The sequence below is a fragment of the Enterobacter sp. E1 genome (assembly GCF_016809815.1).
GTDB classification, from domain to species: Bacteria; Pseudomonadota; Gammaproteobacteria; order Enterobacterales; family Enterobacteriaceae; genus Enterobacter; species Enterobacter adelaidei.
Genome location: NZ_JAFBJM010000006.1, coordinates 129,505 through 147,712, shown reverse-complemented (window position 1 = coordinate 147,712; position 18,208 = coordinate 129,505). Strand labels below are relative to the sequence as shown.

Genomic DNA, 18,208 nt, shown 5'->3' with positions numbered 1-18,208 from the left:
CCGCAAAATAATCTTGTGAAATATAGGGTTATTGCTATTCGTGTAAATAAACGCAAAAAGCCGCGAGGATCGCTCCCCGCGGCGCTGTTTTACGCAATTAACAGCTGATGGTTTGCCAGCAGCGTCGCCAGATCCGTCTGAACGCCGTTGAGTGTCACCAGGGTGGTTGGCGTGAACTGACCGCCGGTACCGTCCAGATCCACCTGAATTTCGGTATTGCTGCCGTTCTGCACCACGCGGATGTAATCGCTGATATTGCCCGCGCTGCTGTCCAGCGTGGCCACGCCGTTCACATAGCTCGCCGAGCCCGTGCCGGTGTAGCCGCTGCCGGAGAGCAGATCGCGCAGGTCAATACGATCCGTGTCCGCCGTCCCTTCCCAGGTGCCGACCGTAAAGCCGTTCACCACGTCGTGACCGTTACCGCCCGTGGCATCCGACGCGTTGATCAGCTTATAGAGCAGCGTATCGTGACCGCCGCTGCCGATGTTGAAGGTGTCGTTTCCGCCTCGGCCTTCGAACTGGTTATCACCGCTGTTGCCAGTGATAACGTCGTCGAAGTCAGAGCCGTTAATCCCTTCAATGTTCAGCAGCCGCGTGGTACCGAACCCGGTGTTCTGGGCGGTTGAGAGGCGTAAGTCAACCGTAATCCCGGACGTTGCGTTGCGGTAATCCACCACGTCCATCCCACCGGTATTGCTCCAGGTGTCGTAGTCGGAATGGGTATTCCAGCCGCCGGAACCGTTGTAGGTATAGGTGCCATCCTCTGCGATAAAGGTGTCGTTATACCCGGTCCCGGTGATGGTCCCGCTGTGGCCGCCGGTGGCGGCTTCGGCCGTCAGGACGTAGCCCTCTTTGCCGTTGCCCGCCTCCAGACCGCTCCAGGTGACGTTATCCGACACGCCGTTGGTGATCTTCAGGATCTCTGCCGAATAGGTTTCTTTCGGATCCAGCCCGTAGAAACTCACCAGTGCAGAGGTATCGTTCGAACCGATACCGGACTGGGCGTTGATGATCTGCGACGCCACCAGCACGCCCGCGGCGTTATACAGATTGACCGTGTTGCCGTAGTAGGCGTTGATGCCCTCGCTGTCGATAATGTGCAGATGCATCGCGGTGCCGTCAGCAATGGTTTTGCTGTTTTGTACCAGCACCACCTTACCGTTTTGCTGAGACACCAGCAGATCCTGCGCGCCGTCCCAGTTGTAGTCCACGGCCGCCACGCCGGTGACGTTCGCCAGGCCCGAAGCCAGCTGGCTTGAGGTCCAGGTGGAACCGTAACCGTTGTTGGTGAACAGGGTCGCCGTCTGCGAGCCGCCATAGGTACTGAGCTTGATGATGTCCATCTGCCCGTCGCCGTTCCAGTCCACCGCCACTGACAGATAACCTGCCGTGGCGTTCGAGGCTTCCACCGCGCTCTTGGTGGCAGAGAGCTTCCCGGTACCGTCGTTGTAGTAGATCACCCCGCCGTTGTTGTTGTAGCTGCTGCCCAGGTACAGATCCATGTAGCCATCGCCGTTGAAATCCGCCCACGTCATGGACGCCGCCGTGGTGGTATTCGAGGCGTTAGCCACAAACACGTTGGTCAGGTTCTGGCCGATGGAGAGCGTGCCGTTACCGTTGTTGTTGATCACGGTTAACGAGTTCGCGCCGCTGCGGTTGGTGTGCTGAACAATATCCACCGTGCCGTCGTTGTTCAGGTCAACGCCTGAAATTTCACGCATGGTGGTGAATTGCCCCCAGAACCCGGCCCCGCCGTTGGTGCCATCCGGCGACAGAACGCCGTTCTTATTGATCAGGTAGGTAATGGAGTCGGCACCCGCATCGCCGTACGCCAGATCCAGGTAGCCATCCCCGGTTTTGTCGTACGCAATCACGCCGCCGTACCAGATGGTGGTCCCCATTGCCAGCTGGCTGGCGTTATAGGTGCTGCCATCGTAGGTCCACATCACCTGCGTGGATCCGCCATAGGTGTTCTCCGTGGCGAAAATGTCCTGCGTGCCGTTACGGTCAAAGTCGGCGGCGGTCTGGCTCACCACGTAGAAGCCGCGGGTGTTGGTCAGCGTATTCCCGGCATAGCTCGAGCTATCGCTGCTGGAGTAAGACTGGCCGTTAGCAATGATATTCCACAGACCGCTGCTGTTCATGCCGAGGGTCATGGTGGAGTTGTTGCTGTTCCCCGCCGTGGTTGCCCAGTCGGTATTCACCGAGGTGGTATCAATCACCAGGCTGCCGGTCGCCGTGCCGGTGGTATTACCGTTACCCGCGCTGCTCTTCACCTGCGCCGTCACGCTGTAGCTCGACACGCTAAGCGCATCGCCGTCCGGGATCTGCAGATACCAGGTGTTATGTGCCGGATCGACCACTACCGCGCCGCCCGTCTGGGAGGTGTAGGTTTTGCCGTTCACCGTCACCACCAGGTATTCGCCGTTCACCAGATCGGCAGAGACGGTACCGCTGACAATCGGCGTGGTATCCGATGTGGTCTGCGCGGTAATCGCCGCCGTGGTGGTCGGGATGCTGGTATCAACGTTCAGGACAAACCCGTCCGACTCCGTGTAGTTACCGGCCCTGTCGGTGACACGCACAATGTAAGTGTGGTTACCATCACTCAGGCCGTTGTCCTGGAAGGACCAGCTGGCACTGCCGTTCATGGTCACCTGGCCGAGCAGGACCCCGTCACGATAGAGCTGCACAATTTCACCGTCGTCCGGAGCGCGGTTAAGCGTCCCGTTGATCAGCGGCGAGTTATCGTCTGTTGCCACCGCGCTGCCAAAGGTGCCCTGACGCTCGCCTTCACCGTCGGTATAGCTCACTACCGTGCCTACCGTGGTTGGCGGCGTGGTGTCCACCGTCACCACCTGAGAGGCGGTAGAGCCCACGTTGCCCGCCTGGTCAATAATCCGCACCTGGTAGGTATAGTCCCCGTCAGGCAGATCGCGGGTATCGGTGTAGCTCCAGCGCTGGTTGGTGACCGTGGTGTCGAGCCAGGTATTCCCACCGTCCAGGCTGATCTGTACGCGCTCGTCATTTGCCAGCGCGCTGCCCAGCGAACCGTTGATCGTCAGCGTGGTGTCCATGGTGATGAAATCACTGCCGGACTGCCCGGTATCTTCGCTGATGCTGTCGATGGTGACGCCGTACTGCGGCGCCTGGGTATCCACCGTTACCGCCTGCGAGGTGGTTGCCCCAACGTTCCCCGCCTGGTCGACGACCCGCACCTGATAGTTATGGCTACCGTCGGTCAGGGTACGCGTGTCGCTGTAGCTCCACTGCGTACCGCTTACGGTGGCGTACACCCAGGTGTTGCCGCCGTCCATGCTCACCTGCACGAATTCACCCGCGCCAAGTTCTGCGCCGAGCGTTCCGTGCAGCGTGTACGAGGTCGAACTGGTCAGGAAGTCGTTATTGTCGAAGCCGGTATCCACGGTGATGTTATCCACGGTCACCGTAATGGCCGCATCCGGGGCAACCGTATCGACGGTCACCTGCTGATGGGCGCTGGCCCCCACGTTACCGGCGGCATCTACCACGCGTACATAGTAGTCATAGGTCTGGTTACCCAGCGTGCGGCCGTCCACGTAGTACCAGCTGTTGCCGGTGACAATCACGTTCTGCCAGGTCACACCGCCGTCGATGCTGATCTGGGCATACTCGCCGTCCACAAGCGTCGCGCCGAGCGAGCCGTGCAGCGTCAGGGACGTGTCGCGAGTGATAAAGTCGCTGCTGCTCAGGCCGGTATCGTCGCTGATGCTGTCGATGGCGATCGTTTTACTGGCGTCCGGTGCCACCGTATCAATCGTCACCACCTGGCTGGCGGTGGCGCTGATATTGCCCGCGTCGTCAATCACGCGCAGCTGGTAGTTGTAATCCCCGTCGGCCAGGGTACGCCCATCCACATAGGTCCAGCTCAGGCCGCTGACGCTCACATCGGTCCAGGTAACGCCACCGTCGAGGCTGATCTGCGCGTGGTCGCCAGCGCCCAGCGCCGCGCCAAGCGTCCCTTTCAGGCTGATCTGGTTGTCGCTGGTGATAAAGTCGCTGCCGGACAGACCGGTATCCTGAGTGATGGAATCCACGGTAATGGTCGTTGCCGCAGGCTTCGTCAGATCAATCACTACGTCCTGGCTGTCCGTTGCCCCCACGTTACCCGCGTTATCGATCACGCGAACCTGGTACTGATACGTTCCGTCCGTCAGGCTGCGGCCATCGGTGTAGCGCCAGGTGGTACCCGTCACCGTCAGGTCAATCCAGGTTAACCCGCCGTCAAGGCTGATCTGCGCCTTCTCGTTATTGCCGAGCTGCGCGGTCAGCGAGCCATTCACCACCACCTGATTATCGTTAGTGATGAAATCACTCGCGCTCAGACCGGTGTCGTTTTGCAGGGAATCAATGCTGATCCCCATCGACGGCGCGGTGAGATCCACCGTAACGGTATGATTGTCGCTGGCGCTATTGCCGATGGTGTTGCTGACCTGCGCGTTGATGACGTAAGAACCGCCGTCTGCCAGCGCGCTCACCTCTGCGCTGCCGACCGTGTAGCTCCAGGTACCGTCATTCTGGACGGTTGCCGCGTAGGTTTTACCGTTCAGCGTGATGGTCACCGTCTGCCCCGCCGGGGCGTTGGTGGTGCCGCTAACAACCAGCGGCGTGCCGTGCTCGGCGGCGTTGACGATATCGTCCTGCGCAAAAGTGTTAATGGTGATGGTTGGGACGTCGCCGTTCAGCGTCACGTCGTGCGTGGCGCTGCCCGGGTTACCCGCCTTATCGTTCACCGAGGCGGTAATCGTGTAATCCCCGTCGCTCAGACCGAGGAAATCACGTCCCGGCACGAAGACCGACCACGAACCATCTGCCCCGACGGTCGCCTGATAGCTGTGTCCGTTGAAGGAGACGGTCACCGTCTGACCCTGTTCCGCTGTGGTTGTGCCACGGATGGTCTGGCCCGCCAGCTGCTCTGCGTTGTTGACGATATCGTCATCGGCCACGGTGCTGATGGTCACGGTTGGCGCGACGGTATCGACCGTTAACGTGTGCGTGGTCTGGCCGTTGTTACCGGCTTTGTCATTGACCGATGCGGTCAAGGTCAGAGCGCCCTGGCTCAACGCAGCCAGATCGGCTGCCGGCACGTCGAGCGTCCAGGTGCCATCGATAGCTACGGTTGCAGTGTAGGTTTTCCCGCCGAGCGTCACGGTGACGGTCTGACCCGCCTCTGCACTGGACGAACCATGCACCGTCAGCGGCTGCTGCGCTTCTGCCGCGTTCAGCATGTCATCGCCCGACAGCGTCGCAATACTCACGACTGGCGCCGTGGTATCTACGCTGATGCTGTGCGTCGCCGACGCGCTGTTGCCCGCGCTGTCCTGCGCCGACACAGACACCTGGTAGCTCGCGCCATCGGCCAGCGCGCCCACGTCGGCGGCAGGTACGGTGGTCGTCCAGCTGCCGTCGCTCTGGATGGTGGCCGTATAGCTCTTGCCGTTCAGGGTCACGGTGACCTGGGTCCCGCTGGCGAACTGGGCGCTGGAACCGTTAATCACCAGTGACGAACCGGCTTCAGACGCGTTGATCACATCATCCCCGCTGAGGGTGTTAACCGTCAGTGCCACAGACGCGGTGTTGACCACCACATCGTGTGTCTGGGTGCTGCTGTTGCCCGCGCTGTCGGTAATGGTCGCACTAAGGGTCACGGTGCCGTCGGTGAGCGCGGAAATCACGCTTGCCGGAACGCCCACGCTCCAGTTACCGCTGGCGTCAACGGTAGTGGTGTACTGATTCGAACCGATGGTAATGACCAGCTTATCGCCAACGCTCGCACCGGTTGCCGTGCCGCTGACAATCTGTGCCTGTCCGTGCTCCACGCTGTTAATGACGTCATCGCCCGCGACAACGTTAAAGCTGACGGTTGGCGGCGTGGTATCAAGCGTAATCGCTTTGCCCGCGCTGCCCGGGTTACCGGCAGCATCGTTCACGCTGACCTGCACGGTGTAGCCGTTATCCGCCAGGGCGGACAGATCGGTACCCGGCACGTTCACGCTCCAGATGCCACCCTGCTGTACCTGCGTGGTGTAGCTTTTACCGCCCAGCGTCACGCTGACCGTCTGCCCGACTTCCGCCGTGGTAGTACCGGAGAGGGTCACACCTGCGGACGCTTCGCTGGCGTTAATCACGTTATCGCCTGCAACCGTATCAATGGTCACGGTTGGCGCGGTGGCGTCCACGCTGTACTCGCGACCCGCAGACGCGCTGTTGCCGTTCACATTGGTCACGCTCACCTGCACGCTGGCATCGCCGTCTTTCAGGCCCGCGAGATCGGCGGAAGGCACAGTGGCCGTCCAATTACCGTCGGCATCCACTTTCGCAGTGTACGTTTTACCCGCGAAGGTGATGGTGACGCTCTGGTTTTCCTCCACGTTCGAGGTGCTGCCGGAAAGCACCAGATCCGCGCCTTTCTCCGCCGCGTTAATCACGTCGTCGGTGGCAATTGCATCAATACTGATAGCCACCGCCGTCAGGTCAACGGTCACGTCATGACTGATCGTTACCGGGTTGCCCGCCGCGCTCTGGCCTGCAACGGTCACGGTTACCGTGCCTGCTGCCAGGGCCCCGACGTCTGCCGCCGGGATCGCCGCGCTCCAGCTGCCGTCTGCGAGCACGGAGGCCGCATAGGTTTTGCCATTGACGGTTACCGTCAGCGTGGTACCTGCTGCCAGCCCGTCGCTGGAGCCGGTGAGGATCAGGTTCTGTCCGTGTTCGATGCTGTTGATCACGTCGTCGCCCGCCACGGTATCCACGCGCAGACCCGGCAGGTTGGCGTCGATGGTGATATCACGCTCGCCTGTACCGGTGTTGCCGTGGCCATTGGTGACGGAAGCTAACGCAGTCAAATCGCCGTTGCCCAGCGCGGTCAGAACGTTGGACGGCACGTTAACGGACCAGGTGAGATCGCTCTGCACGGTTGTCGTGTACGTGTTGCCGCCAATGGATACGGTGACGGTATTGCCTGCTTCCGCGTTCGCTACCTTGCCGCTAATGGTCTGCCCCGCGGCCACTTCTGCCGCGTTGATGACGTTATCACCCGCTATGGTGTTGAGGGTGACGGTCGGCAACGCGGTGTCGACCAGCAGGTTCGCGGTGTTGCTGACGCTGTTGCCCACGGCGTTGGTCGCTACCGCGCTCAGGGTGTAGTTGGCTTCGCCCAGCACGGCAAGATCCGCCGCCGGAACCGTGAGGCTCCAGCTGCCATCCGCCGCCGTGGTGGCGGTGTAGTTTTTACCGTTAAGGGTCACGGAAACCACTGTGCCTTCCGTCAGGTTAGCGCTGGTTCCATTGACGCTCAGACCCTGACCTTTCTCCACTGCGTTCAGGATGTTATCGCCGCTGATGGCGCTGAAGGCCACCGATGGCAGACCGGTATCGACGGTCACGTTGTGGCTGCCGGTACCGGTATTGCCCGCCGCGTCGGTGACTGACGCAGTAACGGTTACGGTGCCGTCGCTGAGGCCGGAAATCACATTTGCCGGTACGCCAACGCTCCAGTTACCCGCCGCGTCCAGCACGGTGGTGTACGTCTGTCCACCGATGGTGACGGTGACCTTATCGCCCGCTGCCGCGCCGGTGGCGGAGCCGCTGATGATTTGCGCCTGCGCGTGCTCAGTGATGTTAATCACGTCGTCGCCCGCCACGGTATTGATGGTCACCGCAGGCACGGTCACGTCCACCGTCAGCGTGTGATCAACCGACGCCGGGTTACCCGCCTTATCGTTGACGCTCGCCGTCACCGTGACGCTGCCGTCGCCGAGCACGGCCAGATCCGCCGCCGGAACGCTCAGCGTCCAGCCGCCATCCGCGCCCACGGTTGTGGTGTACTCTTTACCGTTCAGGCTCACGGTCACCGTCTGACCCGCTTCAGCGGTGCTGGTGCCGGACACGGTCAGGTCAGCCTGCGCTTCGGTGGCATTCAGGATGTTGTCAGCCGCAAGCGTATTGATGGTCACGGACGGCGCGGTAGCATCCACGCTGTACTCGCGGCCCGCCGAGGCGCTGTTGCCGTTCACGTTGGTGACGCTCACCTGCACGCTGGCGTCGCCATCCTTGAGGTGTGCCAGATCCGCAGATGGCACGGTCCAGGTCCAGTTACCGCTGTCGTCCACGGTGGTGGTATAGATTTTGCCGTTCAGGCTCAGGGTCACGGTCTGCCCCGCCTCAACGTTGGTCGTGGTGCCTGACAGCACCAGATCGGCCCCTTTCTCCGCCGCGTTAATCACATCATCGGTGGCGATGGCATTGATGCTGATGGCAACGGTCGCCAGATCCACCGTCACATCGTGACTGATGGTGATCGGATTGCCCGCAGAGCTGTCGCCGGTAACGCTGATTTTGACGGTGCCTTCCGGCCACGCGCTCACGTCGGAGGACGGGATCGCGGCGCTCCAGGTGCCGTCCGCCAGCACCGTGGCCGCATAGTCTTTACCGTTGACGGTGACGGTCAGCGCCGTACCTGCCGCCAGCCCGTCGCTGGAGCCGGTGACGATCAGGTTTTGCGTATGTTCAATACTGTTGATGACATCGTCACCCGCCACGGTATCCACGCGCAGACCCGGCAGGTTAGCGTCGATGGTGATACCGCGCTCGCCGGTTCCGGTGTTGCCATGACCGTTGGTGACGGTCGCCGTTACGCTCAGGCTACCGTTGCCCAGCGAGGTCAGCACGTCTGACGGCACGTTCACGGACCAGGTCAGATCGTTCTGCACCGTTGCGGTGTAGCGGTTGCCGCCAATGGTGACGGTGACGGTATTGCCCGCTTCGGCATTTGCCACCGAACCGCTCAAGGTTTGACCTGCAGCCACTTCCGCCGCGTTGATGACGTTATCACCCGCCACGGTATTGATGGTGACGGTCGGCAGCGCGGTGTCCACCAGCAGGTTCGCGGTATTACTCACGCTGTTGCCCACGCCGTTGGTGGCGGTCGCGTTCAGGGTGTAATTAGCCTGGCCGAGGCCGGCCAGATCCGCTGCCGGAACCGTCAGGCTCCAGCTGCCGTCTGCAGCCGTGGTGGCCGTGTAGTTTTTACCGTTCAGGGTCACCGTCACCACGGTGCCTTCCGCGAGGTTAGCGCTGGTGCCGCTGACGTTCAGATCCTGATCTTTTTCCACCGCGTTCAGCACGTTATCGTCGCTGATGGCGTTGAAGTTGACCGATGGCAGACCGGTATCAACGGTCACGTTATGGGTGCCGCTGCCCGTGTTCCCCGCCGCGTCGGTGACTGACGCCGTGACGGTCACGGTACCGTCGCTGAGGCCGGAAATTACATTCGCCGGTACACCCACGCTCCAGTTACCCGCCGCGTCCAGCACGGTGGTGTAAGTCTGTCCGCCAATCGTGACGGTCACCTTATCACCTGCTGCCGCGCCGGTGGCGGAGCCGCTGATGATCTGCGCCTGCGCGTGTTCAGCCACGTTAATCACGTCGTCGCCAGCGATAGTGTTGATGGTCACTGCAGGGACGGTGACGTCCACCGTCAGGTTGTGATCAACCGACGCCGGGTTACCCGCTTTGTCGCTTACCGATGCGGTGACGGTCACACTGCCGTCCGTCAGCGCCGCAACATCCGCCGCCGGGACGTTCAGCGTCCAGCCGCCGTCGACGCCCACGGTTGTGGTGTAGTCTTTGCCGTTCAGTGACACCGTTATCGTCTGACCCGCTTCGGCGGTGCTGGTGCCGGACACGGTCAGGTCAGCCTGAGCCTCTGTCGCATTCAGAATGTCGTCAGCCGCAAGCGTATTGATAGTCACGGACGGCGCGGTGGTATCCACGCTGTACTCGCGACCCGCCGATGCACTATTGCCGTTCACGTTGGTCACGCTCACCTGCACGCTGGCATCGCCGTCTTTCAGGTTGGTCAGATCGGCGGCGGGCACCGTGGTGGTCCATTTGCCGTCAGCGCCAACGGTCGCGGTGTAGCTCTTGCCGCCGAAGGTGATGGTGACGGTCTGGTTTTCCTCCACGTTTGAAGTCGCACCGGAGAGCACCAGATCCGCGCCTTTTTCAGCCGCATTGATCACATCGTCTGAGGCAATGGCGTCAATGCTGATGGCGACGTTTGCCAGGTCCACCGTCACATCGTGGCTAATGGAGACCGGGTTACCGGCGCTGCTCTGGCCTGCAACAGTCACCGTGACCGTGCCTGCAGCCAGTGCCCCCACATCTGCCGCCGGGATCGCCGCGCTCCAGGTACCGTCAGCCAGTACGATAGCCGGGTAGGTTTTGGCATTAACGGTCACGGTCAACGCCGCGCCCGCCGCCAGCCCGTCGCTGGTGCCGGTGATAATCAGATTCTGCCCGTGTTCGATGCTGTTGATCACGTCGTCACCCGCCACGGTATCCACGCGCAGGCCCGGCAGGTTAGCGTCGATAGCAATATCGCGCTCGCCCGTTCCGCTATTACCCACGCCGTTTATGACGCTAGCGGTCACAGTCAGATCGCCGTTACCCAGCGCGGTCAGAACGTCGGACGGCAGGTTAACGGACCAGGTCAGGTCGCTCTGCACCGTTGCGGTGTAGCTGTTGCCGCCAATCGTCACGGTCACGGTGTTGCCCGCTTCGGCATTCACCACTTTGCCGCTGATGGTCTGGCCGGCTGCCAGCTCAGCAGCGTTGATCACGTCGTCGCCCGCAACGGTGTTGATAATCACGCCCGGCAGAACGGATTCCACGTTCACGGTGTGCGACGTACTGGTGCTGTTGCCGACGCTATCCGTTGCCGATGCGGTAACGGTATAAAGCGCCTCGCCAAGTTGCCCCACCTCGTTAGCCGGAACGGTCGTGGTCCATTTTCCGTTGCTATCAACCGTAGCGCTGTACGCTTTGCCGTTGAGCATTACGGTCACGGCCGCGCCTGCAGCCAGCCCGGACGCCGTACCGGAAAGGGTCAGATCCTGCGTTTTCTCGGTGCTATTGATCACATCGTCACCGGAAACGGTGTCAATGGTCAGCGCCGGTGCGGTCAGGTTGACTTCCACGCTGTGCGTGGCGCTGTTGCTGTTGCCCGCTTTATCCGTCAGCGCCGCGGTGATGGTGTAATCCCCGGCGGCCAGAGCCGTAACATCTGCTGCCGGCACGCCCACACTCCAGTTGCCAGCGGCGTCGATCGTGGCGGTGTAAGATTTGTTATTGATGGTGACGGTGACCACATCGCCCGCCGCCGCGCCGGTCACAGATCCGGTAACAATCAATGCCTGCGCATGCTCGGCGCTGTTGATCACGTCGTCGTCGGAAACGGTGTTAATAGTCAGCTGTGGTACGGTTGTATCAACCAGCACATCGCGATCCGCTGAGGCCGGGTTACCCGCTTTATCAGACACGGCGGCGCTGACGGTATAGTTGCCGTCGGCAATCGCCCCCAGATCCGCAGACGGTACGGTCACACTCCAGCTGCCGTTTGCCTGCACGGTGGTGGTGTAATTCGCGCCGTTCAGCGTGACGGTAACGGTCTGGCCCGCTTCGGCGTTGGTCACACCGTTGATCACCAGATCCTGCTGCGCTTCGGCCGCATTGATGATGTTGTTGTCGCTGATAATTTCGATAGACACCGTCGGTGCGGTGGCGTCCACGCTGTACTCGCGGCCCGCCGACGCGCTGTTACCGTTCACATTGGTGACGCTTACCTGCACGCTGGCGTCGCCGTCTTTCAGGCTGCCCAAATCGGCAGACGGTACGGTCGCCGTCCAGTTGCCGTCCGCATCCACCGTCGCGGTGTAAGACTTACCGCCAAATGAGATGGTGACGGTCTGGTTTTCTTCCACGTTAGTGGTGCTGCCGGACAGCACCAGGTCCGCGCCTTTCTCCGCCGCGTTAATCACGTCGTCTGTGGCAATCGGGTCAATGCTGATGGCGACTGCCGCCAGATCCACCTTCACGTCATGGCTGATAGAAACCGGGTTACCCGCTGCGCTCTGGCCTTCAACGGTCACAGTGAGCGTGCCAGCAGTCAGCGCGCTGACGTCTGCCGCCGGAATGGCTGCCGCCCAGGTACCGTCAGCGAGCACCGTCGCCGCGTAGGTTTTGCCGTTCACGGTCACGGTTAACGCCGCACCCGTTGCCAGGCCCTCGCTGGAGCCGGTGATAATCAGGTTCTGAGCGTGCTCAATGCTGTTGATCACATCGTCGCCGGCTACGGTATCAACGCGCAGGCCCGGCAGGTTGGCATCAATGGTGATGTCGCGCTCGACTGTTCCGGTGTTGCCGTGGCCGTTGGTGACGCTGGCTGAAACCGTCAGATCGCCGTTACCGATGGCGGTTAAGACCGTAGACGGCACGTTGACCGACCAGCTCAGATCGTCCTGAACCGTAGCCGTATACGTATTTCCGCCGATACTAATAGTGACAGTGTCACCGCTCGCTGCGCCGCTCACTTTGCCGCTCAGGGTCTGCCCGGCAGCCACTTCCGCTGCGTTGATGACATCGTCCGTGGCGACAGGGTTAATGGTGACCTGCGGCAATGCGCTGTCGACCAGTACGCTGTGGCTGGTACTCGCGCTGTTGCCTGCGGCGTCAGTTACACTCGCCGCCACGACGTAGCTTGCTTCTCCCAGCGCAGAGACGTTTGCCGCCGGAACGGTGATGCTCCAGTTACCGCTGGCGTCTGTGATGGCGCTGTAATTGATACCGTTCAGCGTCACCGTAATGGTGGTTCCGTCCGGCTGGTTGCTGGTACCGGAAAGAAGCAGATCTTCACCTTTCTCTGCGGCATTGATCACATCGTCACCCGCCAGGGTATTGATGGCGATAACCGGTACGGTCAGGGAGACGTCAAAATCATGCGTGGCAGTGGTGCTGTTGCCCGCTTTATCGGTGAGGGTCGCCGACATTGTCTGGTCGCCGTTAGCCAACGCGCTCACGTCCGCCGCCGGAACACCCACGCTCCAGCTTCCGGACGCATCCAGCATCGCGGTGTAGTCTTTACCGTTCAGGGTCACGGTAATCACGTCGCCCGCCTGTGCCCCCGTAACCTTACCGGAAACAATCAGCGCCTGGCCGTGTTCGGCAATATTCACGATGTCGTCGCCCGAGACGATATCGAAGGTAATCTGCGGTACGGTGGTGTCAACCAGCACAGAAGCACCCGCACTGGCCGGGTTGCCTGCTTTATCGGACACCGTCGCCGTGACCGCCGCATTGCCGTCGGTGATGCCTGCCATGTCCGCCGCCGGGACGTCCAGCGTCCAGCTACCGTCCGCCTGCACCTGCGCGGTATAGGTGCTGCCGTTGAAGGTCACGGTCACCGTCTGGCCTGCTTCGGCAGTAGATGTGCCGCTCAGGGTCAGATCCTGAGCCGCCTCGGCCGCGTTCAGCATATTGTCCTGGCTGATGGTGTTGATGGTCACCGTCGGCGCGGTGGTATCGACGCTGAATTCCTGCGCCGAAGACGCCGCGTTACCGTTCACATTGGTGACGTTGACCTGCACGCTGGCGTCACCGTCTTTCAGGCCGCTCAAATCGGCTGCCGGTACGGTGTACGTCCAGTCCCCGTTGGCATCCACCGTGGTGGTATACGTTTTACCCGCGAAGGTGATGGTCACGGTCTGGCCCGCTTCAACGTTGGATGAGGTGCCGGACAGCACCAGATCCTGGCCTTTTTCCGCCGCGTTGAGCACGTTGTCATCGGTCACGCTGTTGATGGTGATAGCCACAGGTGCGAGATCGACATCCACGACAGTCCCGATAGCGACCGGATTACCGGAGGTATCCTGTGCGCTTGCTGTGATCTTCAGCGAACCGTCCGCCCACTGAGATACATCCGCCGCCGGCACTGCCGCCTGCCAGGAACCGTCCGCCAGCACGGTTGCAGAATAAGTGTTGCCGTTAATGGTTACGGTGACGATGCTGCCCGCGGCCAGATCGGTGCTGGTGCCGGACACAATCAGGTTCTGAGCGTGCTCGATCACGTTAATCACGTCGTCACCCGCCACGGTATCAATCCGCAGTCCCGGGAGCTGGGCGTCGATGGTGAAGTCGAGAGAAGAAGAGCCGGTATTACCGTGCGCGTTGGTGACGCTGGCGGATACGGTGAGATCGCCGTTGCCGAGCGCGGTCAGCTGGTTCTCGCTTAACGGCAGGCTCCAGGTCAGATCGTCCTGCACGGTAGCGGTGTATGTCTGGCCGCCCAGGATAATAGTGACAGTGTCACCTGAAGCCGCGTTCGTTACCTTACCGGTCAGGGTTTGCCCTGCCGCCACTTCCGCTGCGTTAACGATGTTGTCGCCCGCCAGCGTGTTGATCGTCACAACCGGCAGCGAGCTGTCCACCAGCACGTCGTGTGAGGTTGACGCGCTGTTACCTACGCTGTCGGTGACGTCCGCCGTCACGGTGTAATGGGCTTCACCCAGCGCGCTCACCGCGAAAGCAGGCACGGTGACGCTCCAGTTTCCGCTGGCGTCAGTAGTGGCTGTGTAGTGAATGCCGTTCAGGGTCACCGTAACGGTGGTGCCTTCCGGCTGGTTGCTGGTGCCGGAGAGCAGCAGATCTTCGCCTTTCTCTGTAGCATTGATCACATCGTCCGCCGCCAGCGTGTTGATACCGATGACAGGCGTCACGGTATTCACCACCACATCCAGTGAATGGCTTCCGGTATTACCGGACTGGTCGGTCACGGAGACGTTAATCGTCCAGGTACCGTCAGCCAGACCTTGCACCACTGACGCAGGCAGTCCCAGGCTCCAGTGACCTGCCGCATCGACCACGGTGGTGTAATCCACGTTATTAATGGAGATGGTTACCCTGTCGCCCGCAGCCGCACCGGTGACGGAGCCGCTCAGGATCTGCGCCTGTGAATGGGCGATTTGGTTAACGGTGTTGGTATCGGTGACAAAGTCGTTAATCGTCACCTGCGGCACGGTCGCGTCCACCAGCCCAATGCGATCGGCACTGCTGGTGTTCCCCGCCACATCACTCACGGTTGCCGTCACGGTCACAATGCCATCTGCCAGCGCGCCGACGTCAGCCGCTGGTACACTCAACTGCCAGGTACCGTCCGTCTGAACCGTGGTCTGATAGGTTTTACCGTTCATCGTTACAGTGACCACCTGGCCTGCTTCAGCATTGCTGCTGCCGCTTAACACTAAATCCTGCTGCGCTTCTGCCGCATTGATGATGTTGTCGGTGGTCAGATTATCGATCGTTATTGTCGGCGGCTGAGTATCTACGGTGACCACGCGCGACGCCTCGGCACTGTTACCGTTGACGTTAGTGACGCTAACGCTCACCTGCGCGCGACCGTCGATCAGGGTTTCCATGGCGCTGACGGGTACGGTCAGGCTCCAGGAGCCATCCTGCTGCACCTGCGCGGTAAAGGTCTGGTCAGCGAATTTCACCACCACGGTCTGCCCCGCTTCCACGCCCTGCGTCTGGCCGGAAAGGGTTAAATCACTGCCTTTTTCTGCCGCATTCAGCAGGTCATCGCCGGAGACGGTATCAATGGTGACCGCCACTGCGTTCAGATCGAGTTCGATCGGGTGTTCAGCCGCAACAGTGTTGCCCCAGGTATCTTCAGCGCTGACGCTGACCGTCATACCTCCCGCCGTCCAGGCCTGAAGGTCCGCCGCGGGTACGCCGATCTGCCAGCTGCCGCTGGCGTTAACCGCGGTGACATACTCGACGTTGTTAATGGTGACGGCAATCTGCGTCCCCGCTGCCAGATGAGTACTGGAGCCGGTGACGCTCAGATCCTGCTGCTGCTCGATGGCGTTGATCACGTCATCGCCGGAAATGGTGTTCACGCGCAGGCCCGGCAGCTCCGCGTTGATATTGATATCACGCTCGCCGGTGCCGGTATTGCCGTGCCCATTGGTCACCGATGCGGTGAAGGTTAAATCACCGTCGCCGAACGCCTGAAGATCCGCTGACGTGATTTTCACGCTCCAGGTCAGATCGCTGCCAACCGTTGCGGTATAGCTCTTGCCGCCGACGGTGACAGAGACGGTATCGCCCGCCGCCGCGCCGATAACGCGGCCGCTGAGGGTTTGATCGACGCCCGCTTCGGCGTTATTGACCAGGTTGTCGCCCGCAAACGTATTGATAATGACCTGCGGAAGGACGGTATCCACCAGCAGATTCGCTTCTGCAGAACCGCTGTTACCCACGCTGTCGGTACCGCTGACCCTGACGGTATAAAGCGTGTTCGCCAGATTCAGCACGTCGGAAACCGGCATCTGGACCGCCCAGACACCGTTTTCGACGGTCGCCTGATAGTTAACGTTGTTCAGCGTCACCGTGATAGCGCTGCCGTTCGGCAAATTGCTGGTACCGGTCAGGCTCAGCGGCTGCATCGCCTCCTGAGCATTCAGAACATTGTCCTGACTGATGGCGTCAATCGTAAATTCTGGCGGGTGTCCGCTCAGCGTAATGCCGTGCGTGGCGCTGCCGGTGTTGCCTGCCGCGTCAGTCACGGAAACCGAAATCGTGTGGCTGCCTTCACCCAGCGCGCCCAGCACGGACGCAGGAACGCCGACGCTCCAGCTACCGTCCGCAAGCACCACGCCGGTGAAAGTCTGGCCGCCAAGGGTCACGGTGACCACATCGCCCGCAGCTGCACCGTTCGCCAGGCCGGAAATAATCTGTGCCTGACCCTGCTCGCTGGTATTGAGAACATCGTCGCCCGCCACGGTATTGACGGTGACAACCGGTGCGGTGATATCAACCGTGAAATCTGCGGTAACAGACGAGCCGTTGCCCGCTTTATCGCTGACGTTCACCGTCAGGGTGTGATTGCCCTCGCTGAGCGCCTGTACGTCGTTCGCCGCCAGCGTGACGGTCCAGGTACCGTCACCCGCCACGGTGGCGTTGTAGTTTTTACCGTTCAGCGTCACGGTGACAATCTGACCGGCTTCCGCATTGGTTTTACCGGTCAGCGTCAGCGGCTGGTTGTGCTCAGCCGCATTGATGATGTTGTCCTGCGCGAGGGTATCAACAGACAGCGTTGGCGCGGTGGTATCGACGCCAATCGTCTGGCTTCCGCTCACGGTGTTCCCCGCCGCGTCCTTACCGCTGACGTTGACCGTCCAGGTGCCGTCGCCCAACGCCTGCGCGTCAGCTGCAGGCACGTTAACGAGCCATGCGCCGTCTGCGCCCACTTCAGTCGTGTAGGTTTTGCCGTTCAGCGTTACGGTGAGTTCAGTACCCTGCGCCAGGTTTTTGCTGGCACCGGAAAGCGTAAAGCCCGCGGATTGCTCGCTGGCGTTAAGCACGTTATCGCCCGCCGTGGTGGCCAGCGTAATAGAGGCATCGGCGGTAGAAACCGTCACGGTGATACAGCCCGCTGCGGTGGTTTTACTGCCGTCGATCTGCACGACCGACCAGGTATGCTCCCCGTCGGTCTGGGTTGGTAATTTTACCGTCCAGGTACCGTCTTTAGCGACCATTGCACTGGCGATGGTACTGCCGCTGCTGTCTTTGATCTGGATGGTTGCGCCCGGTTGGCCGGTACCACTAAAGGTTGGGGTGTTATCGTCCGTGACCTCTTTTGCACTCAGCACCCCCTGCTTGTCACCCGCTTTATCTGTCAGCAAAAAGGTGGGCGTTGCGCTTTCAACCTCTTTGGTATTATCAACAACCCTTGTTTTGGTTTCGCCGTCTCCCCCGTGAGCCAGCAGTGCCCCGATGGCACCACCGCCTAACGCAGCGCCCGCAATCCAGCCCCACGGCGCGTCGCTCAAAACGCTTCCCTGCTCGAGGAAAGGCTCAATGCTGCTAATCGGTGTGGCCTGCGCGGTTAATTCAGTTACTGCAGCGCCTGACGCTTCCCCGGCATCGGCAAAAGAAATATGTGTCAGTTCCTGACGGTCGTTGAACACCAGTTCTGACTGATTATGCGTTTCTGGATCTTCGACAAAATAGTTATTGCAGCGAATAACGCTGCCATCTTTCATATAAATGAGGAGATCTTTACCCTGGCGAACATAACGCGCCACATCCTGAGCAGAACCCTGGATTTCAATCACGCTTGGCGATGAAATAGAGACCGACAGATTTCCTTCACCTGTTAATTTCGTTTTCTCCGCCGTTTTGCGAATGATGACATCAACAACCTTTACGTTACTCATTTTCTTCTCCTTGCAGGTGTAAGGATTCCTGTGGATATGTCCACCAGATGGATGTAGCTATCCCTGGGAAAAATCACCCATTATTTTCAGACTTATTTTGCGCAACCAATGTG

General features: G+C 60.7%; 1 protein-coding gene. It reads right to left on the bottom strand.

Annotated elements, in window-relative coordinates; all coding sequences use genetic code 11:
• Window positions 1–89: 89 nt before the first annotated feature.
• Window positions 90–18,095: an Ig-like domain-containing protein gene (locus tag JGF26_RS16360; protein ID WP_134708392.1), complete on the bottom strand. Its 18,006-nt coding sequence runs from the start codon at window positions 18,093–18,095 to the stop codon at window positions 90–92.
• Between the last annotated feature and the right edge of the window lie 113 nt (window positions 18,096–18,208).